This is a genomic window from Nocardioides korecus (genome assembly GCF_054778395.1).
In genome coordinates, this window is sequence record NZ_BAAGZO010000007.1 from 277014 (window position 1) to 296804 (window position 19791).

21 protein-coding genes are annotated in these 19791 nt (G+C 68.2%); 11 read left to right on the top strand and 10 right to left on the bottom strand.

Annotated elements, in window-relative coordinates:
* Positions 1-130: 130 nt before the first annotated feature.
* From ACYVDA_RS15760 to ACYVDA_RS15780, 5 genes are all read right to left on the bottom strand, one after another.
* Positions 131-310: a sigma factor-like helix-turn-helix DNA-binding protein gene (locus ACYVDA_RS15760; protein ID WP_460819416.1), complete on the bottom strand. Its 180-nt coding sequence runs from the start codon at positions 308-310 to the stop codon at positions 131-133.
* Positions 240-482 carry a hypothetical protein gene (locus ACYVDA_RS15765; RefSeq protein ID WP_460819378.1) on the bottom strand — a complete coding sequence of 81 codons (243 nt, stop codon included), beginning with the start codon at positions 480-482 and terminating at the stop codon, positions 240-242. The genes ACYVDA_RS15760 and ACYVDA_RS15765 overlap by 71 nt, the downstream gene beginning before the upstream one ends.
* 665 nt (positions 483-1147) lie before the next feature.
* Entirely contained in the window at positions 1148-1540 is a 393-nt protein-coding gene (locus ACYVDA_RS15770; RefSeq protein WP_460819379.1) for a hypothetical protein, read from the bottom strand.
* Complete coding sequence (locus tag ACYVDA_RS15775) at positions 1537-2913, bottom strand: DUF4331 domain-containing protein (protein WP_460819380.1); 1377 nt, start codon at positions 2911-2913, stop codon at positions 1537-1539. Before ACYVDA_RS15775 ends, ACYVDA_RS15770 begins: the two co-directional genes overlap by 4 nt.
* The gene (locus tag ACYVDA_RS15780) at positions 2913-3167 is read right to left on the bottom strand and encodes a twin-arginine translocation signal domain-containing protein (RefSeq protein WP_460819381.1); all 255 of its coding nucleotides are present in this window, start codon (positions 3165-3167) and stop codon (positions 2913-2915) included. The genes ACYVDA_RS15775 and ACYVDA_RS15780 overlap by 1 nt, the downstream gene beginning before the upstream one ends.
* 460 nt (positions 3168-3627) lie before the next feature.
* On the opposite strand from ACYVDA_RS15780, the gene ACYVDA_RS15785 reads away from it, so the two are divergent.
* From ACYVDA_RS15785 to ACYVDA_RS15810, 6 genes are all read left to right on the top strand, one after another.
* Entirely contained in the window at positions 3628-4041 is a 414-nt protein-coding gene (locus ACYVDA_RS15785) for a nuclear transport factor 2-like protein (protein ID WP_460819382.1), read from the top strand.
* A 1162-nt stretch (positions 4042-5203) separates the two neighbouring features.
* The gene (locus tag ACYVDA_RS15790; protein WP_460819383.1) at positions 5204-5758 is read left to right on the top strand and encodes a sigma factor; all 555 of its coding nucleotides are present in this window, start codon (positions 5204-5206) and stop codon (positions 5756-5758) included.
* Between the two features lie 304 nt (positions 5759-6062).
* Positions 6063-6821: a hypothetical protein gene (locus tag ACYVDA_RS15795; protein WP_460819384.1), complete on the top strand. Its 759-nt coding sequence runs from the start codon at positions 6063-6065 to the stop codon at positions 6819-6821.
* Positions 6822-7164: 343 nt separating this feature from the next.
* A complete protein-coding gene (locus ACYVDA_RS15800; protein WP_460819385.1) occupies positions 7165-7584 on the top strand; it encodes a hypothetical protein in 420 nt (139 codons plus the stop codon).
* Between the two features lie 1688 nt (positions 7585-9272).
* A complete protein-coding gene (locus tag ACYVDA_RS15805) occupies positions 9273-9932 on the top strand; it encodes a GAF and ANTAR domain-containing protein (protein ID WP_460819386.1) in 660 nt (219 codons plus the stop codon).
* A 773-nt stretch (positions 9933-10705) separates the two neighbouring features.
* Positions 10706-11110 (top strand): Crp/Fnr family transcriptional regulator, encoded by a 405-nt coding sequence (locus ACYVDA_RS15810; RefSeq protein ID WP_460819387.1) that lies wholly within the window; start codon positions 10706-10708, stop codon positions 11108-11110.
* 169 nt (positions 11111-11279) lie between these two features.
* Here ACYVDA_RS15810 and ACYVDA_RS15815 read toward each other — a convergent pair whose 3' ends face one another.
* Positions 11280-11705 (bottom strand): hypothetical protein, encoded by a 426-nt coding sequence (locus tag ACYVDA_RS15815; RefSeq protein ID WP_460819388.1) that lies wholly within the window; start codon positions 11703-11705, stop codon positions 11280-11282.
* Between the two features lie 766 nt (positions 11706-12471).
* Positions 12472-12945, bottom strand: coding sequence for a hypothetical protein (locus tag ACYVDA_RS15820; RefSeq protein ID WP_460819389.1), 474 nt, complete (start codon positions 12943-12945; stop codon positions 12472-12474).
* Between the two features lie 438 nt (positions 12946-13383).
* Between ACYVDA_RS15820 and ACYVDA_RS15825 the strand changes: the two genes are divergently transcribed.
* From ACYVDA_RS15825 to ACYVDA_RS15835, 3 genes are all read left to right on the top strand, one after another.
* On the top strand, positions 13384-14361 hold the full coding sequence (locus ACYVDA_RS15825) for an NmrA family NAD(P)-binding protein (protein WP_460819390.1): 978 nt from the start codon (positions 13384-13386) through the stop codon (positions 14359-14361).
* 49 nt (positions 14362-14410) lie between these two features.
* Entirely contained in the window at positions 14411-15061 is a 651-nt protein-coding gene (locus ACYVDA_RS15830) for a TetR-like C-terminal domain-containing protein (protein WP_460819417.1), read from the top strand.
* A gap of 171 nt (positions 15062-15232) precedes the next feature.
* A complete protein-coding gene (locus ACYVDA_RS15835; RefSeq protein ID WP_460819391.1) occupies positions 15233-15469 on the top strand; it encodes a hypothetical protein in 237 nt (78 codons plus the stop codon).
* A gap of 205 nt (positions 15470-15674) precedes the next feature.
* Here the strand turns inward: ACYVDA_RS15835 and ACYVDA_RS15840 are convergent, their stop codons facing one another.
* From ACYVDA_RS15840 to ACYVDA_RS15850, 3 genes are all read right to left on the bottom strand, one after another.
* On the bottom strand, positions 15675-16376 hold the full coding sequence (locus ACYVDA_RS15840) for a hypothetical protein (RefSeq protein WP_460819392.1): 702 nt from the start codon (positions 16374-16376) through the stop codon (positions 15675-15677).
* A 1239-nt stretch (positions 16377-17615) separates the two neighbouring features.
* A complete protein-coding gene (locus tag ACYVDA_RS15845) occupies positions 17616-18074 on the bottom strand; it encodes an NUDIX hydrolase (protein ID WP_460819393.1) in 459 nt (152 codons plus the stop codon).
* 33 nt (positions 18075-18107) lie between these two features.
* Positions 18108-18896 (bottom strand): hypothetical protein, encoded by a 789-nt coding sequence (locus ACYVDA_RS15850; RefSeq protein WP_460819394.1) that lies wholly within the window; start codon positions 18894-18896, stop codon positions 18108-18110.
* Between the two features lie 84 nt (positions 18897-18980).
* Between ACYVDA_RS15850 and ACYVDA_RS15855 the strand changes: the two genes are divergently transcribed.
* Both ACYVDA_RS15855 and ACYVDA_RS15860 read left to right on the top strand, forming a co-directional pair.
* Positions 18981-19544 carry a hypothetical protein gene (locus ACYVDA_RS15855; RefSeq protein ID WP_460819395.1) on the top strand — a complete coding sequence of 188 codons (564 nt, stop codon included), beginning with the start codon at positions 18981-18983 and terminating at the stop codon, positions 19542-19544.
* Entirely contained in the window at positions 19544-19771 is a 228-nt protein-coding gene (locus tag ACYVDA_RS15860; protein ID WP_460819396.1) for a helix-turn-helix domain-containing protein, read from the top strand. The genes ACYVDA_RS15855 and ACYVDA_RS15860 overlap by 1 nt, the downstream gene beginning before the upstream one ends.
* Positions 19772-19791: the final 20 nt, after the last annotated feature.

Here is a 19791-nt window from a genome sequence, read left to right on the forward strand (position 1 = left end):
GACCTGTATGCGTCCGGCGCTGCTATTGATCGCGCTACCCGTCGCGGACGCCGATGTTCCGGCGCTGGAGCTGGCCCGCTGACGCTCGGCAGGGTCCCCGACCGTCAACCGCCGTAGTGGGCCGTCCGCGTCACATGGTCTGGGTCGCGATGAGCATGCGATCATCAGCCAACCGGATCAACCCATCGCGGATGCGGGTCTTAGCAGTTCCCAACGGAATCTGCATGAGCTGTGAGACCTCAAAGTAGGTGTGTCCACCAAGGTAGGCCAGCTCCAGGGCCCTGCGTTGAGTCGGTGAGAGCCTCGACAGCGCGCCACGGACCGAGGCTGCGTCGAAGGAGACCTGGGCTGTCTCGGCGGTCGTGTCGACAGCGCGCCTGGCGTCGAGCTCGAACGTCGCGGATGTCGCGGGTTCGCTGCGCCTGCGAGTAGCGCACACGGTCCACCGCCCTCCGATGAGCCACGGTCAAGATCCACGACAAAGCAGACCCCCGATCGGGGTCGAAGCGGTTGGACAGCTGTCAGACCTGAAGGAACACCTCCTGGGTGACCTCTTCCGACTGATGCGCATCGCGCAAGATCCGGAGCACCAACCCATAGACCCGAGGGCCCACGTCGTCGTAAAGAGCGGCGAAGGCCACCTCGTCACCACGGCCAGAGGCGACCAGCTGAACCGCAAGTGGGTCCCCGGGACCGTCCCGATCACCGCCGGAGCGGGGCGACCCGACCTCACCCTCGCATGATGCAGAATTCATGGCCGGGCTCCCGTCGGTCAATCCTGCATTGCGGTGCACCCCAGCTGATCGTTCTCATCCTAGGAGAAAACCATCAGCCCTGATTGGACGTTCGGAGATCAACGCCTTCCACGAGGTCGACCCACAGGTACTAGAACGGCATCCCCGTCCAGCAGCTTGGCCGCCCCAGCGATCGACGCAGATCACGGTGGGAGGTCAGTGAGGGTCGTGCACGCGCTGGCCTCGGCCCGATCCCGCCAGCTCGACGACCTTGCTGCCGGGCAACGGCCCGCTGCCCAGTTCGAGTGAGTACGCCATGAGCGCGATCGTGACAGCAGGCGAGGGCGGCACCGCTCACCGAGCGATGCCGCCCTCGTCGTGCCCCGCTCTCCTGCGTCGGGGATCGTCCGGGGTCAGCCGGGCCACTCCGCGGCCGCGACCTCGCCACCCACGATCGTCACGGTCATCACCACGTCGTCGGTCTCCTTGACGTAGAGCTCGTAGCGACCCTCCACCAGCTCGGGGTAGACAAGCGAGGGCACGAGCCGCCCACCGACCGGCCGGGCGACCACGGCCACGTGCGGGTGGTGCCCGCCGGGCCCGTGGCCGTGCCCATGCTCGTGGTGGTCATGGTGGTGGTCGTGATCGGGCACGACTTGCGGCGGGGTCCCGACCGGGCGGATCTCGACCTCGACCCCGACCATCGTGGCCGGGGTCGTCACCACGAGGGCGCCCACGTCGCCCCCGATGTCGAGCAGGACGGCGCCCTGCCCGGCGTACGGGTTCTCTATCGCTGCGGCGGTCATGACGCCTGCGTCGTGCCGGGCTGGGTCTGGTAACCCCCGCCCGGCAGCCCCAGGTAAGGGAACGAACCGGTGGCTGCCGCGTTGGTGTTGGTCGTCCCGTCCGTCACCGCCGAGGCCGCGCCGTCGGGCTGGTAGCTCTTGTCGACCAGCGGGATCGTGGCACCGGCGATGGCCCGGAGCTCGATCGTGACGACGTCGTCGTTGATCCTGCGCCCGTTGGGGAACCCAGCGAGGTCCCCGCCCACGACACCGAGGTCGTTCGGCTTGGAGGACGGCGGGATCGCGACGTTCAGGCGCAGCATGTCGGCCTTGGTGGCGCCGGTGTAGTTCTGGAACCCCGGCACCACCCCCTTCGGGATGCCCGTGAGCAGGATCGCGTCGAGGTCGGCCCTCGGCTTCTTGTACGCCGCGAGGTGGGGGAAGACACCCGGGTAGAGCGCGGGCAGCAGGCCCTGCAGCTCGGGCTTGTCCACGTACTTCGCGAACACCTTGTCGTCGTGCGGGCGGCGGGTGTTCCACATGTCCTTCTCCGCCATCGGCACCAGCACCTCGTTGAACAGCGGGTTGGCCAAGCGCGAGATCTGCTTGTACGGACCGTGACCGACGTACTTGCCCTGCTTGGCGCTGAAGATCCGCGACGCGCGACGGTCGGCGGCGGTCCACACCCCGATGACCGACTGCGGGGCGTTAACGCTCGTGGGCTTGTCGTGGTACCGGGTCAGGTCGCTGATCGGCACCTGAATCGCGATCGTGTGCACGTTGTAGGCCTGCACCGAGTTGATGCCGTCCATCTTCGTCAACGGGATCACGTGGTTCTCGTTGAACGGACGCAGCCCCCCGAGGTCGAAGATGCTGCCGAGGTCGACGTGAAAGGCGTCAGCGCGCTGGCCCGCGAAGAAGGTCCGCTTGCCGACCTGGTGCACGGCCTGGGCCGACAGGTGGTCGTAGTGGGGCGTGCTGCGCTTGCCGACGTTGACCGGCGGCACCCGCAGGTCGCGCGCCAGGGTGGTCGTGCGGCCGTTCTCGCGGCGCGTCACGGTGTAGTACTGCGGCCGGTTCCACTCCTTCCCCGCGATGTCGGTGATCTGACCGGTGTTGTAGAGGAACGTGTGGGGGTTCCGGATCTTGGTGGTGAAGTCGAAGGTGTAGACGATGTCGGCCCGTCCCGTGCCAGCGTGGGAGATGTTGATGTGGTAGAGGACGTCGTCACCGAACTCGTAGAAGTTCGGGCCCCCATCGGGCTGCTGCAACGGGATGTAGTTGGCGATGATCGTCACGGTGTCCGGCTTGTCGGGGCTGACGAACGCGTAAACGTCAGTGCTGTCGGCGACCGGGTCCTTGGAGATTTCCGGTGCTTCGCGGTGGGAAGACATCATTGACCCCCCGCCGCGTTGAGGATGCGAGCGACCAGGTCGTGATCGTGCACGACAACCTCACGCTCGCCCACCATCAGGTGCAGCTCGTCGGAGCTGTGGTCCTCGATATAGGCCACCACCGACTCCTGGGCGCTGCCGGCGGAGCGCCGGGTCACTGCGGCCGAGGCCGGCGACGCCGCCAGACCCACCGCCCCCACCACCGCTCCAGCGCCGGTCACAGCGAGGAACTTCCTTCTGTTCGTCTCACTCATCGTTCTCAACCTCCGGATACGAGCACCTCGTGTGAGGCACCTCACAGCTTGGTACGTTACCGACGGCCGATCGGATGGGACCGCAACCACACTGGAGTCGGTCCAGATCAGCGGCCTAGACCGACGCCCGGGTCGCCCCCTCGCTGCGAGCCGGACCAGCGATGCGAACGCTGGGCGGTGGACCTCGGCCCCGCCTCGTCCTGTCAAGAGGCTCAGGGAATCCGAGCGGCTCCAGCGCCGTCGTGCGGGCCCGGCCCGTCGAAGCCGGGCGCTGTGGTTGTCCATGTGCAGCATCCGAGCCACGTGACGGACCGGCAGGACAACCTCGAGACGGCGCCGAGCCCGTCCATGTGATCTGGACACTCGGCAGCTTTTTCGCCGCACGCACGCTCTGATTCCCTCCCATGCCCTGTTCGCTCAACCGACTCTCCCGGTCCGGGAACGATGCAACTTGTGGCCCGTGAATTCTCGAGGCGACGCCACAAGCAGCCGCGACGCAACTCGGGTGACAGAGCAGTTCGTGCACGCCCTTTCGAGAAGAGATCGCGACGGCATGCTCGCGTTGCTGGCACCCACGGTCCGCATGCGCGGCATGGCGCCCGGTCGGAGCTGGCGGACCAACGACGCTCACGAACTGGTCGACGACATCCTCCTGCGTGACTTCTTCGGTCCCGAGGTGACCATCGAGGAGGTCAGCTGGTTGGGGTTCCGAGAGATCGTGGACAGGAACAGCGCTGGCTACCACTTGTGCCTGCGTCGAGGCGACGAGCGATTGGATTGTGAGCAGCACACGTTCTTCGACATCGAGGGCGGCCTCATCTACGGCTCGATGCTCACGTGCTCCGGGTTCACCCCCCGTCCCGGTGAGTGCTGAACGGTAAGCGCGGCCGGGGCAGGCCAGGTGTCACTCGCCCCCTGACGTTGTCGAGCCCCTGGCGACGGCCCGTAAGTGCTCATCATGGAGGCCTCGGCGACGAACTTGCTTCTCGGTGGGCTGACAAGACATGGGCTCACGACCTTGAACCTCACCTTGAACCTCACGTGTGTGAGCCCGTCAACGCGGTAGCGCTCGCGTGTGCAACGCCTGCACCCGGGTCTTGGCGCTCGCCCACAACGTGCCCTCAGCACTCCCGCGCCCGGGTCTCACGGGTCAGACACACGGCACCCGTCACGTGGCGCCGGCCCGCCCGTGTCAGCAATCCCGGACGAGCCCTAGGAACGACCAGGTACGCGACGTAACCTCACACGAGGCCGGCCTGACGGACGTCTGCTCGATGGCGGCTCAGTGGTCGCCCACGTTGACCCACGCGGCGGGGCACGCGGGCGACCACGACCAGGTGCGTGAACCGCCTGTCGGCGGCGCGGGATCTGCGGCGCAGCACGCATCGAGGCGGCCGGCACCAAAGGACGCCCAACATGACGACAGATGGTCCGCAGCCCCCACCGGAAGAATCACTTCAGGTGATGGGCGCACAGCGCAGACGGACCATGGTCAGCCGCGACCGGTCCCAGCTCGGCGCGCGACGCCAGCAACCGCAATGTCGTGCAGCGCGCTGAACTCGGTGTCGTCAGTCCCAGCAGGTCCCGCATGTCGCAGAGGATGCGGGTCGCGTGGGCTCGCCTGGCCTCACCCGGGACCGTCAGGGCGACCTCGACCAACCGTCCGTCCTGGGCACGCTGCCTCATGACCAGACCCGCCCCTTGCATTCGCTGGAGCACGGGGTCAGCGTGCCGTGATCCAACCGGAGCTTACTTGCCACCTCCTGGACCGTGGACATCCCCCGCTCCCACAGCACGAGGAGCACCGGGTACTGCGGGTACGTGACCCCGACTCGCTCAAGACCGGGCGGTAGGCCTGGGTGACGGCCCGAGACACGGCATACAGGTCGAAGCACAACTGATCCGACCACGTCGGCGTTCGCGCGACAGACATAGTCGCGGTGTGACACGATCATCTTGACCTTGCAGGCAAGTGCCTTGTGCACAATCTGTTAGGTCGATTTCGGGCCCATCCGATCGACAGGAAGACCCGCTACATGCCTCGCACGCTCGAGACCCAGCTCGTTTCAGCCGGCCGCGGTGACCGCCGGGCCTTTGCTGCCGTCTACGACGCCCTGTCACCACGCGCCTACGGCCTGGCATTGCGCATCCTGAAGGATCCCAACCGTGCCGAGGTCGAGGTCCGGGACGCTTTCGGGGAGGCGTGGCGGTGCGCGGGCTCGTTCGAGCCCTCCAACGGGTCGGCCGATGCCTGGCTCCTGGCCATCGTGCACCGCCGCGTCGTGGTGGCCGCTCGGACGAGCGCTCGGACGGGCGCTGCCCTCCACGCCCCACAGGACGTCTCGATGTCACGCCCCGTCCACCGCTCTACGGCCGCCGTCTGCACGTCCACCTCATCAACGACCACAGGCACGGCACCTGGCGATATGGGTCCCGCCCATCGTGAGGCCATCGAGCTGGCCTATCTCGACGGTGTCTCTCTGCGTGATCTCTCCCGACGTCTCGACCTTCAGCTGGCGGCGCTGGCACAACTCCTGAGGGAGGGACTTCGCACGATCGTCCCCACCAAGGGTCCTGCGGCCGGGTTCTAGGCGACCCTCCGCTCTCCGGGATCTCAGTACGGGGCCTGTTGCCACCGTGAGCGTTGGACGCGGCGCCAGCGTTGCCCCCCGGCCCCTCTGCCCTCGCCGTGCTGCCTCGGTCACGAGCCACGTCCCACGACCCACTGACCGTGGTCCAGGCCTGCAGCTGTGATCCGGAAAGACACGAGCGCTGGGGCGAAGGCAGGTCCCATCCGTTGGGCCTCGTGTGACGAATCACACCGTCACCGTGACCAGGACGACGGGCCGTGAGCTGACCCGGGTCCTGCCACTCACCCCTGAGAGGAACAACCCCATGCGCAAGGCACTTCACACCCTCGTCCCGCTGGCGGCAGCCGCCGTCCCGTTCGCCTTCATGGTGTCCCCGGCCTCCGCCGCCGGCAACGACACCTACCAGGCGACGTTGAACCCCCTGAACGGCTCCACCGCCTCCGGCATGGCGACGGTGTCGCTCAACGGCGACACCGCCAACATCCACGTCACCTGGAGCGGGATGCCCGCGTCGTTCATGAACGCGCCCTACCCCCACGTGCAGCACATCCACATCGGCGCGACCGGCAAGTGCCCCACGACGTCGGCCGACAAGAACGGTGACGGCGTCATCAGCACCACCGAGGGTGCTCCGGCGTACGGCGGCATCGGCACCACGCTGTCCGAGAAGGGCGACACCAGCCCCAAGGCCGGCACCGACATCAAGATCGCGCCGTCGGGGGCCAGCACCGACTACAACCGCACCATCAAGCTGAGCTCGGCCACGGTGGCCTCGCTCAAGGCGGGCACCGGTGTGGTCGTCGTCCACGGTCTCAACCCGGCCACGCTGAGCAAGAAGGCCCAGAACGAGAAGAGCGACCTCGTGCCCAGCCTCCCGCTGGCCGCGACCTCGCCCGCCCTGTGCGGCGCCCTGAGCACGATGCCCTCCGGTGGCGTGGCGACCGGAACCGGCACGACCGGCGGCCTGGAGGACACCGGAGTCCTGGCCGCGGGAGCCGGCGCCCTGGCCCTCGGTGGGGCCATGATCGTCAGCCGTCGCCGCCGCGCGACCAACGAGGCCTGAGACACCGCGCCACGACGACCGGACCGGCCACCGCGAGGACACCCTTCGTGGCACAGCACCACCGCCGCGGTGGTCGGTCCGGCCTCCGCCCCACGACCGTCGACGCACCGGCCGACCGTCATCACGCACCTGGCCCGTACACCCACCACGGGTCGGGCCCCGCCCCCAGCCCAGACGAGGCACCCATGTACCCCACCGCAGCTTCACCATCAACGCGACACGCCCCCGGGATCGAGCTCCCCGCAACACCCAGCTCCGCCGGACGACCAGCCACCAGCACGCCCATGCACCGGGTCACGCTGTGACCACCGCGGCCAGGCGCCACGGGGGGTTGGTGCTGCGGGTGCTGATCGCACTGGGCCTGATGATCGACGCGGTGGTTCACCTGCGGCTGGCCGGTGGCTACCAGCTTGCCCAGCCTCAGGGCATCGGCCAGGGCAACCTCTTCCGCCTCGAGTCCGCGGTGGCTCTCCTCTCAGCGGTCTACGTACTCCTGCGCGGAACCCGTACGTCGTTGCTGATCGCGGCCGGCGTGGGTGCGAGCGCCTTCATCGCGGTCGTGCTCACCCGATACGTCAGCGTCCCCTCTCTTGGGCCGATCCCGCCGATGTACGAACCGGTCTGGTTCTTGCAGAAGACGATCAGCGCTGTCGCCGAAGGCCTCACCGCCGTCCTCGCCCTCGTGGCGTTGCGCATCAGAACGACACCCGGTGCGACAACGACATCACCTCCAACGCAGCAGACCGATCGCCACCGCCTGTGATCCCCCACCCCACCCTCGCGTGGAGCGTTCCCTTGGGTGGGCAGGCGACCCCGCCACTCGTCTGCGACGCCCAGGGGGCCGGCGAGACTGTGATTGATTTGGGGCAGCCGTTCTCGCTACCTCAGGCGTCCTTGACGCCGTCCTGGCTGTGAGCATCCAGAGCACACATGGCCTGGTGTCGAGCGTCCAGGGCACGTGCAGACCACCACGCGTAGTCCCCCGGGGGTCTCCGCCGGCAGCGCACCGGGCTCACTAGGCCGGGCGTCATCGAGCTCACCGGGGGCCTCCTCACGACACGTTGCCGACTCGCGCCCGCTTCAAGCCAAGCCGCTCAACCTGAACGCGCAGGCACGTGGTCTGGTCGGGGCACACGCGAAGTACGCATAGCAGCGACGACAGACTGTATCACTCTGTGGTCTTCGCGGCCGCAGCCCCCCATACCTGCTTCAAGGCAAGGACAATCCCGAAGGCCCCCTGACCCAGGACGCGGCCACCGACATGCGCACCGGCCTGGAGTCCGACCGAGACACCTCCTTTGACGAGTTCACCCACGCAGTTCTTCTCCGCAGGTGACGACCTCACGGTCCGCGAGGAACAACGGCAAGAAGCCCTCAGCCTGTGCCGTCAGTCCAACTAGGACGCCGCCCTGACCTGCACGGACGCATTCGGCACCACCGACTTCCGTGACGACCTCACCCAGGTGAGCCTCCCCACCCTGGTCATCCACGGAGACAGTGACGGGATCGTCCCCTTCGAGGGTTTCCGGGCAGCGCACACACCACACGGTCAAGGGCAGCAAGCTCGTCGTCATTGCAGGTGCTTGTCACGGGTGCAACGTCAGCCACGCCAACGATCTCAACAACGCCCTGATCGGATTCCTGGACTCCTAGGAATCAATCTGCGTGAGACCCGGCCCTACCCGGTGCCGTCAATCACGCCGGTGCCAGGTCGACGGTCGGGCCTGTGTGGGACCAAACGGCGGCGTTGATCACGACGTGGCGTCCGAATGTGTCGACCTGGCCGGCCCCGCCGGGAGAGGGACGAACCCGTGTGTGGCCGGCAGGTCAGCTGCTTCGATGGTTTCGGATGGCATCTAGGTGCGGCGGCGGTGACGACGTGGCACATGAGCGGGTCGACGTACAACACTTCCCCGGCCCGTGTGCAGCGCTCCCAGACGTCGACTACGCCGCTTGCGTCGCGGTGGGTGCGGGTGAGGTCACCGACGGCGTCCTCCTCGGTGAACTCGGCCGCCATCCGGACCAGATGCTGACGGCCCTGTACTTGGCGCACGCCGCGTTGAACTTGACCTTCGCCAAGAGCGCATCGACCGCTGGCACTGGTCCACGTCCTTGTTCCGGTGCCGCTTCCAGTTCCGTGTGGCTGTTGTCGACCACGGAGACCGCCGTAATGCTGCGCGAGGCATCCTGGACTGCCGCGACGCAGTCACGCGACCTGGGCGCGGCCGCGACGCCGCAGCCTGCTCACCGTGGCGCGGGCTGCGGACACGGCTCGAAAGCTGGGACCGGCTGTCACACCCCTGGGTGAACTCGCGAAGCTCGGTAGCGCGCGACCGGTGGGGCATACTCGTGGCTGTCTCCCTCCCTCGTGGCTGCGAGCCGCGACCGTTGCGAAGGTGCACCCCGTCAATGGATCTGTCTGCTCACGAGCTTGCTGCTGAGTTCCAGGAGATGAGTACGCACCTGGCCTCTGACGCTCACCCGGTCCGGTCCCATCAGCGGATCGTCGACCTGATCTGCAAGGTGGAGCCTGCCGCCACCTGGGCTGGCATCACGTCCTGGCCCGAGCGGGGCCCCGCGCGCACCCTGGCGCACAGCGCCGGGTTCCCCGTCGAGGTCGACGCCATCCAGTACGAGCTCGGTCAGGGCCCGTGCATTAGCGCCGCCGTCACGGGGACCGCGGTCCTCGCCGCGGACCTGACGAGTGAGAAGCGCTGGTCGACGTTCGTCCTGCAGACTCTCAGCCGGACCCCGGTCCGGGGCGTGCTCGCGCTGCACCTGGCCGGCGGCTCGGGCCGGCAAGCGCTCAACCTGTACTCCGATGACCCGGGGGCGTTCGATGACGACGCGGTGGCGGTCGGCACCTTGTTAGCCACGCACGCCGGCATGTTGATGGCCCATGCGGAGTCCGCGCACCAGATCCACGGCCTGGAGGTCGCGCTCGACGCGAACCGGGTCATCGGCGCCGCGTCCGGGATGCTGATGGCGACCTACTCGATCTCCCAGGACGAAGCGTTCCAGCTGCTGCGACGTACGAGCAACGACTTGAACCGCAAGCTGCGTGACGTCGCAGCCGAGCTGACCGACACCGGCAAGCTCCCCACCGACTAGAGCTGGCGGGGCGCGGTCTAGGACGTTTGCGTCACTTCGGTCACAGCTGCGGGTAAGGCCGACGGGTTGGGGAACAGACAGGCCAGGGCTTCGCCGTACTTAGTGGCGCCGACCCAGGCCCCATGCGTCGAGCAGTGTGCGTGAGGGGCCGCCCTCACCGCGCACCGGCCTTTGCGCCCTTCGACTTGCCGTCCATGTGGATGTTCTTGGTGTTGCGCTGGCTGCTGGCGGGTGCGGTGGCAGCGCGTTCGTCACCAGGCGGAGCGTGAGCCGATGGGGGGCCGGGGCGTCCCGGTCTGGGGCGGCCGAGGCGAGGTGCCTGCCCCCGATTGAGCGTCGCCCGGGTTCGCATGTTCTCCGGGCAGTCGCGGGCCCAGCGGTATCCGCTGCCGAACCAGCGCGGTTGGTCGCATCGTGTTCCCCCATGCCCCACCAGCTCGCACCGCCTGCGTCCCCCAGCGTGGGCTGGAGAGCTTCCGCGTGTGCCCTGGGTCCCCCGGCCCAGGTGCTGTTCGTGGACCTTCGAGCGTAGTGACTGTGTGCCGTCTTGCCCATCAGCTCGGCCCTTCCGATTCCAGGCGGTTCGCCGCCAACCCGGCCCCGGCCATCCCGGTGCGCCGGCGTCGGCCTCCACCGCCCCAGCCGAGCCTGCGACAGCAGACGCGGAAGACCTTGCGGACCTGAGACCGAGGTGACGTCGGCGCAGGACCGGCCCCTAGGGTGAGCCTCGACCGCCCACCGCGCCTGTCTAGCCCCCGTCTGGAGACTCCGCCATGTCCGACCCGACCCCGAAGTTGCGCGACCTTCCCGACATCGGAGTACTGCCCGAGGCGACGCTGACCGACCTCGAAGAGGCAGGTCGCGTCGTGGACATTCCCGAAGGGTGGTCACCCATCCACCAGAGCGAACCAGCCGACAAGGCCTACGTCATCCTGGCCGGTGAGCTGTGCGTCGCCCGCGGCGACACCACGGTCGCGACCATCGGCCCCGGGTCCCTTGCCGGTGAGATGGGCCTGGTCGACCACCGGCTGCGCAACGCCCGCCTGGTCGCGACCGGCCCGGTCACGGTCCTTGCCTGGCCCAAGGCAGACTTCCAGCAGCTGCGGAACACCCATCAGGACTTCGACCTGCTGGTCCGTCACACCGTTGAGCAGCGTCACGACGAGAACGACGCCTGACCGCGGGCAGCCCGTCGGACGCCACCGGGCGCCCGGTGGTGGTGTCGTGTAGTGGTCTGCACGCCCAGTTCGGCTTGGTCATGGCTCCGCGTCGCATGCTGGTGTGGGGCTGGTGCGGGGCTGGGATGTCAGACCGGCGGGCGCGGCGACTGACGTAGCGACTGGTGCGTCAGAACGTCCCGAGGTCCTTGGGGGCGATGTAGATGTTGCGTGCCGCCAACCAGTCAGGTGTCTGCTCGACCACCTCAGCGTCGGGAAGCATGGGCGTGTCCAGCACCCAGGCCTCCTCCAGACGGGCCTCGAGGGTCCAGGCAGGGGCGGGGAGGCCGGCGGTGTCGAACTCGTGGGCGGCGAACGCGGCCAGCAACGTCAGCCACCGCTCATCGAGCCCTGAGGGCCGCGTCTCCCACTCGTCCACCAGTCCCAGGCAGCGAGGCAGGTTGACGCGTAGCTGGTCACGGACCTCCAACGCCACCGAGTACGTCCAGTCGCCCTGACCGAGCGCCGCGGCGGCCCGCAATGCCGCGGCGGCATCGAGCGCGGTCGGGGTGGCGGGGTCTGCGTCAGCGAGGGTTCGGGGGGCCTTGTCGCTCATAAATCCCAGTGTGGGCACTACCGGGGAGGGGTCCGCAACCGTTCGGTTCGCCTCGCGTGTCGCCGCGGAGGGTCCGTAATGCCGAGGCAGAACCGATGGGCCCGGGCCGCGACGCCGGCCGGAGGCTGACGGTTCCGCAGCCGTGTAGTGGCCTACACGCCTGAGGCACCCGGTGACCCCGGTGATGTCGGGCGGGCGCCGCCTACAGGCGTCGTCCTGGCGGCGTCCGGCTCCTGAGGGACGCAGCGGCGAGTACGGCTTTCGTCCGCAGACTGCCCTGCCCCTGACCGGAAGGGTCCAGCATCGTCCTGTTCGGCTCTGCGAGACCCGCCGCAGCGGCCCAACCAGGGGTCACCTGTTCCGTGAAGTCCGCTTGCCCTTGCTCTCGGTCGCGCCGGGATGCTTCGTGCTCGCCCGGGTGACCCACACGGTTCGCTTCTCGGCGTCTACGCAGTACCAGATACGTGCACCGGCGGTGATGTCGATCTGCCACTGCGGCAAGAGGTCCCCGCCGACCTGCCGTGTCCCTAGGGTCCCACTCAGGGGCTTTTGCGTGTCGCTGCGGTCCAGGGGTCGCTCTCGCATCCGTTCCCACGCCTCCCGAGTGTTCCCGGGTGCTTGGGCGCACAACTCGGTCCAGTCGTTCGCGGCGTCGGTGGTCCCGAACCTGATGGCCCATTCGTCGCCACGAGGGGGCGGCGCGACGGGGTCGAGGCGTTTCGGCATGGGCGGCGGAGTCGGCGTGTGTGGCTAAAGGGCTCGGGGTTCAGACGACGACGGGCTCGGGGACAGCCGACCCGTGGGGCGCCTCGATGGGCTCGGCGAGCGCCCGGGCGAGCTCGGGGTCCGACCAGATCTCGGCGGTCGCGGCCCAGGAGTCGATGAGGTTCTCAAAAGCGGTGAACCGGCCGATGCTGGCGCACGCACGCAGCGTCGTGAGCACCTCACGCTCGAACGTGCGCTGCTCGGCCTCGGGAAGGAACGTGACCCAGGGGTACTCCTCAGCGAGTCCGGTCACGACCACGGTGGCCATATCGCCGTGGTCCAGGGCGTGGCCCAGGACGTGGGCGACGGCACTGATGGCGTGCTGGTCACCTTGGACCCGGTCTAGGGGTGCGAGGACGAACGAGGACTTGCCGGCGCGGCGCTCGAGCACGACCGTGTCGCCGGTCGTCTCGACATCCTCGAGGACGTTGGCGTAGTCACGGATGAAGTTCGCCATGGGCATGTGCCGACTCATGGACCCCATTGTGCAGAGGTACCTCTGAAGTTTCAAGGAGGTTCGCGACTGACGCCTGCCGGGGCGGCGCTAGTCGGTCTGGGACGGCAGGGCCCGGGTCAGGTCACGTAGGGCGTCCTGGTAGCGGCGGATGTCCCACGTGGACATCTCCAGACGTGTCAGGGCGCTGGTCAGTGTGCTGGCGTGTTGGTTCTGGCCACGTCGGAGGCCCGCACCCGGTCCCACGAGCCGTGTAGGGGTCTACACGGGCGGCGGCGCTTGAACTCGCCTGCGGGCGTCGAGACCGAACGGTGCCGTGTCCTAGCCGCAGCGTGACCGCGCGGAATGCGGCAGATTCGCGGCACCCCATTGCGACCCGGACCGCCAGCCGTGGTTTGGAGATGGACCCGCCACTCGATACAGTGATGACTCGAGACGCTAGTGTCTACAGACGACGGGATGATTCCGTCACCGACGCAACCAAAGGATGAGCAAGTCGTGACAAACAACAACAAGGCCAAGGTGCTGGTTATCGGAGCGACCGGGAACCAGGGCGGCGGCGTGATGCGGGCGCTCCTGCGTGCCGGGCACCCCGTGACGGCGTTCGTGCTCGACCCCTCCGAGGCGCCCGCCCAGGCGCTTGCCGAGCAGGGTGTCGCGTTGGCGGTCGGGAACCTGGATGACGTCGCGTCGTTGGAGGCTGCCGTTGCCGGGCACGACGTCGTCTTCTCGCTGCTGATGCCGAACGAGCCTGGGGTCGAGGCCCGCCAGGCCGCCGACCTCGTCGCCCTTGCCAAGCGGGCGGGTGTGTCCCAGATCGTCCACTCCTCGGTGTCGGCGACCGGCTGGCGCAACGGTGAGCACTCTGCGACCGAGGACATCCTCCGGACGTCGAAGTCGTACTGGGACGGCAAGGAAGGTGCGGAGGAGGCGATCCGTAAGTCGGGGCTCGACTACTGGACCATCGTCAAGCCGGCCCTGTTCATGGAGAACTTCCTGCCTACGAGGCGCGACATTCAGTTCAACGTCGTGACCGAGCGTGAGCTCGTCCTGTCCACGAGCCCGGACACCGTCATGGCGCTCACCAACGCCGACGACCTCGGCGCAGCTGTCGCTGCCGCGGTCGCCGACCCCGACAAGTTCCAGCACGCCGAGATCGACCTCGCCGGCGACGCGCTGACGTTCCCCGACATCGTGGACACCCTCTCGGCGTCTTCCGGCCGTGAGCTGTCCGTTGCGTTCATCTCTCGCGATGAGCAGGCCGGACGCCTCGCGCCACGCTTCGGCGACCTGGCCGAGGTCCTGGCCGACAGCCAAGAGTGGCAGGGACGTGTCGGCTACCCCGCACGCCCCGACCACGCCGCCGCGTACGGCCTGCCCACCACGACGTTGAAGCAGTGGGCCGCGAAGCAGACCTGGGACGTCCCGAGCGCATGAATCCGGGCACGCGGGAGGAGCCGTGACAGCGACGAAGTACCGTCAGGGTGTGACTAGGTCGGCTGCTCCCGCAGGACGTCAACGCCCGGGCGGGTCGTTCGGGCCAGCGCGGGACGAGGCGCGGGATGCGCGCATCATCGACGCGGTCTTGGACCTGATCGTCGAGAAGGGTTATGTCGACCTCACCATGGGGGCGGTGGCTGCGCGCGCTGGAGTAGCGAAGGCCACCGTCTACCGTCGCTGGGCCTCTCGAGAGGATCTCGTTGCCGACGCACTCGAAACCCTCATGCTCCCGGCGGTCCCCGCTGAGGCGAGGGACACCGGGGCACTTCGTGACGACCTGATCGCAACGCTGACGCACAGCACCGCGTGCTTGCACCCGCACGGACGCCGTTTCTCGCTCGTGCTGACCGCCGCCACCGCGTCCCATCCCGGGATCGCCGACACCCTGCGCGAGCGCTACATCGCCGGTCAGCGCAACGGCATCGCCTCCTGCCTTCACCTTGCTCAACAACGCGGCGAACTCACGGCGGAAAGAGTCGAGCACTTCCTCGCCCCGGACAGGCTGGAGATCGCCGCAGCCATCGGGCTCATGGTCATGCCCGAGGACCTGCTCGGCGCCGAACTCGACCGCCAGGGAATCGCTCGCGTAGTGGATCAGGTCCTCATGCCACTCGTGCGCGGCACCTCCGCCGACTGAACCTCTAGACGGGCCGCGAGAACTCGCAGTGCGCGGATCTCGGCATGAGAGTGCGTTTCTCGCGGGCCTCAATCACCCGGGAAATGGGACACACCCAGTAAGGCGCTCGGCGAGCAGATCTCCAAGATCAAGGGCGTCACCAACCTCGCGCGCATCCAGTACAGCCCGCGAGTGTCGATCCGGCTGAACCCGACCCTCAGCCTGGACGCCTGCATCGACGCAGGCAGCCTGGACCGCGTACGCCCGGCGATCGTGAAGGCCGCCTGGGTCAGCCGCATCACGCCGCTGACCGAGATCACCCTCAACTGCAAGACCCCCGACAACAAGCTGACCGAGCTGAACTTCCGCTTCCTGGAGGGGACCAAGGAGTACACCGCCTACCGCGACGCCTGGGTCCCCGACCGGTGAAGTAGCAACAAGCACCACCCCTAACGCTCCGCCGGTGTCGAGCAGTGCGGAGTGGATGGGTGACCTCCGCGACGGCCCGTCGACTGCCGGTGAGCAGGCACTCGACGGCGTCCGGGAATGCGAAGGCCCCCCGCGCCTGGAATGGCACGGGGGGCCTGCGACGTCACCTGGTCAACCAGCAGGGACGTGTGGGGGCGGGCGAGGGCTACTTGCCGGGGGTGGTGCTGACGGTGATCTTGGCGATGCCGACCAGCAGGCCGGGCTTGACGGCCGAGGTCTTGAAGGTCTGGTTCAGCAGGCCGGCCGCGACCGGGGAGATCTCGACCTTGGTGCCCTGCAGGGTGGCGGTGCCGTTGCCGGTGGTCAGGGGCTTGAGGGTGCGGCCGTCGAGGGTGAAGACGTAGGCGCTGGAGGCGGCGAGCTTGCCGTTGACCAGCACGTCGCCGTAGACCCGCGAGACGCCGGGGTCGACGTTGAGGTTGTTGATCTCGACCTTGGTGCCGCCGGCGGTCAGCGACAGGCCCGAGCCCTCGTGCTGGACCTGGCCGATGACGTACGGCGAGACCGTGCCGGGCTTGAAGACGGTGACGTTGCCGCCGGAGATCGGGAACTGCAGCGTGCCGCCGCCGACCAGCTTGGCGGTGCCGGTCGTGCCGGGGGTGAGCTTGAGCTGCTTGAGCGCGGCGACGAAGCCAGCGTCCAGGGCGACCTGGGTGTTCTTGCCGGTGAGGGAGTCGATGGAGGCGACCGGCTTGGGGGCCTTCTGCTGGGTCGCGGTGGAGGAGCTGGAGGAGGCCTTGGTGCTCGTGGAGTCGGTGGTCCCGCAGGCGGCCATGGACAGCCCGGCGGTCACGATGGCGACCGAGGCGAGGGCCTTGCGGCTACGGGTGGAGAAGATTGTGCTCATCAGGAGCTCCTGAACGTAGATGTCTGTGTGAACACCAGTAGTTCGCCCCACGGCGCAGGACAGACTGGTCAGATGGGGGTGACAAGACGCACTCGTCTCGAACCAATCCGCTGGCCCGTCCACGCGGTACGCACGTCAGCGGCGCCCGCCGGGCGACGCTTGGGCCCTTGCGGTGGGGTGCCCCGCCTACGGAGACTGCGGCAGGTGTCGCACTGCCATGACCTCGGTGTGATCATGCCGGTCGGAAATTCGCACGGCTTGCCACGGCGGCTGCGACCCAACAACCCTCTACCCAGGACTGGGCGCTATGCCGTACGTGTGCGCCGCCGTGTTGCGCAGAAGCCTGTACCGCCCCTCAGCCTGCACACCGTTGACACGGGGCGGGAGGGACAACTGATCCGGGCCGGGTCAGCGTTGCCAGACGGAGAGGCCACGCACTAGGCCACCGATCCGGACGAAACTCTCAGCAGGCGGACCCGGCGCGGGGCGGTACCTCATCCCCGTTGCAGCCTTTCAGACATGGCTGCGCTCCGACGCGAGGCTGGTGCGACCGAATGAAACTGCACGACTGGACACCTGGCTGGGGCAGCCCGAGCACCGGCGCGCGTCTCGCACGCGGCCGACAACGCGACCACGTCCCGGGCCAGGCCGGTCAACCGGCGAGCCTCGCTGCGGCTGATGCGCAGCACATCCGCCGCCTGCACCAGGGGCATTCCGACACCCACCATCGCCACCAGCCGGGTGCCGGCCTGGGTCTGGGCCGTCTGGGTCCGACGCCTAGCGACCTCGCGTGCCCGCAACGCCCGCCGACCCTCACGACCCAGGAGCCGGACCTGGGCCGCCCTCTCCACCGAGACCCCGGCCGGGCGCCCCTGCGCCCCCAGCCTGGCGACCCGACGCGACCTGGCTCGCCGCCGGCGCGTCACCGCCGCCGTTGCCACCTGCACCATGACCTCCGCCTCCCCCCGACGACTGCCGCAGCCGTCACCCGAAACAGGCACCGCCCGCACCTCCACGCGGACACCCGACGTGTCCGGAAACGACGCCTCATCACCGACGGAGCAGCCGAACCACACACCTCATGCACGGCATGGGCGGGCATGCCGTCAGAGCGGGTCTCTGGCCACCACTCGGGCTCAATGGTTCTGCGGCGGCGCGCCAGAAAGGACCGCGCCGCTGTGCCGTGACTGCGACTTCCTGATGGCGTTGCCGGGCACCGCGTGGGTGCCACCCGGTGCGCTAGCGGAGCGCGGGGCCCTGTTCGTTCAGAAAGTCATAGATCCTCAATCGAATGCTCTCGACCATGGGCAGCGACGCAACGTCGTCTTCTAGGACAAAACGCACCTCGTAGGACTCGCTGCTGGCCTGCTGCTCTCCGGAGATCACCTCGCATGCAAAGCAGATCGAGAACTCCTGGCGCACCTCGCCGTCGTCATAGGCGAAGACGTGCTTCGGGTCGCTGTAGATGCCAACGATCCGCATGGGTTTGACCGTCAGACCCGTCTCTTCCCGGACCTCGCGGATGATGCAGTCGGAAATGGACTCACCGAGTTCCATCACTCCCCCGGGCAACGCCCACATGTCGTTGTCTCGGCGTCGGTGGAGCAGGATCCGACCCTCGGCGTCCGTGACGATCGCTGACGCGGCCGGCACGAGCGAGTTCGCCTTCGGGGCGTTGGGATCGTCGTAGTAGTCCACGCGGCCCATCGGATCTCCGATCGCTGTGGGTGGTCACGCACCGGTCTGTGTTCGATCCTGCCCCACGGGGACGGTGTCTGCCCAGATGCCTTCGAAGTGCTCGACGAAGCGCGAGAACAGGCCTGCCGAGCCGAGTGACTTCAGGTGCAGCAGCGGCGCTGCGTGCCCGGGAGTCGCGTACAGGTGTGGCGTGACGAGCATCTGGTCGTCGAACCGGAAGATGGAGCTGTACAGCGCCGCGTCCTGGAAGCGAGCGTCGATGCCGTCCTGCTCGAGGAGCGGCTCCAACCACTCGAGGGTGCTGTGGATGCGCGCCACGAGGGTGATGGCCTGGTGCTCCTCCTCGTCGCGCGCGCGAACGTGCTCCGAGGTCGGGTCAGCGACCGCCACCCTCACCCGGCAGCCAGTGGCGGCCTTGGCGGTCAGCAGGTCAGCGAGTCCGGGGTGCTGCTGCGGGAGGAAGTAGAGGGTGTAGCCGAGCAGGTCGATCTGCTGCTTGGCGTGCTCGAACAGCGCCCACCACCTGTGCTGGTCGAGCTGCGAGCGATAGGCGTATGCCGCGACGACCTCACTCGCCGCGTCGACACCCGGAACCATGCGCCGAGCCTCGGGCCACAGGAAGTCCTCGTCCTCCCCTACCCGCCCAGCGACGAGACGACGGTGACGCGGGTGCGGCAGCCGGCCCGTGAGCCAGCGCTGGACCGTCTTCGGGTCCACTTCAGCCTCCCGTGCGAGGCCCTCCGTCGTCACTCCGGCGCGGACGAGCGCCACCCTCAACCGTTCGTTGGTCATGGCCATCACCCGGGACGTTTTGCCGATCATGCAGACGTCCCGAACGTCCCACCGGCGTGGTTGGGACGTCAAGGACGTGGTGCGTAACTGGGGATAACCCACTCGGAGGCAACCATGAGAGACCTGACGGAGCCCGCCGTCGCCTGGACCGACGCCCAGCACACGACGTTCCTGCGCCAGATCGCTGGAGACCGATTCTCGGCCCTGTGGCACCTGGCCGTCACCAGCGGCGTCGGTCTGGCTGAGCTGGCTCGGCTGCGCCGCCACCAGGTCGACGTGATCATGGGCGAGCTGCGGATGGGAAGCCCGCAAGATGCGGACGGTCGCGCAGGGCGTCGCAGAGGTCAGACCGACCTCATTTTCGTGATCGAGCCGGTCACCCTCGAGGTGGTGCGCCGACACGTCGCCGCATGGGAGCGCGACCGCCGGTCGACATTCCCTGAGGCCACCCACCTTTTCCTCCGTAGCGACGGCCGCCGTGTTGCGGTCGAAGACGTAGTGGCAATGTTCCAGATCCACTGCCTGCGAGCAGGTGTGCCCGTCGTCGACGCCACAGGACGGCAGGTCGCGCAACAGACGGTGCTGTCAGGGCCGCGAGTTCCGGCGTCGGCTTCGCGCGACGCAGCCCGGCCGGCTGTGTCCGCGTCCGGTCTGCTTCCGAACCTGTGGGTTGTGTGATGACCACGTCGATCGAGACAGCACCGATCACCAGCAGTGAGCTGATCGCGTCGCAGCTGCACGACCTTCCTCTGCTCATCCCCATCCCGCGGGCTGCTCAGCTGCTCGGGATCAGCCGCTCGGCGGCGTACCGCTGTGCGGCCACCGGTGACCTCCCGACCGCGCATCTCGGGGGCCGTGTCTACGTCGTAACGGCGAAGCTGCAGCAGCTGCTGGAGTCGGCATGATCGAGTACGACGCGAGGTGC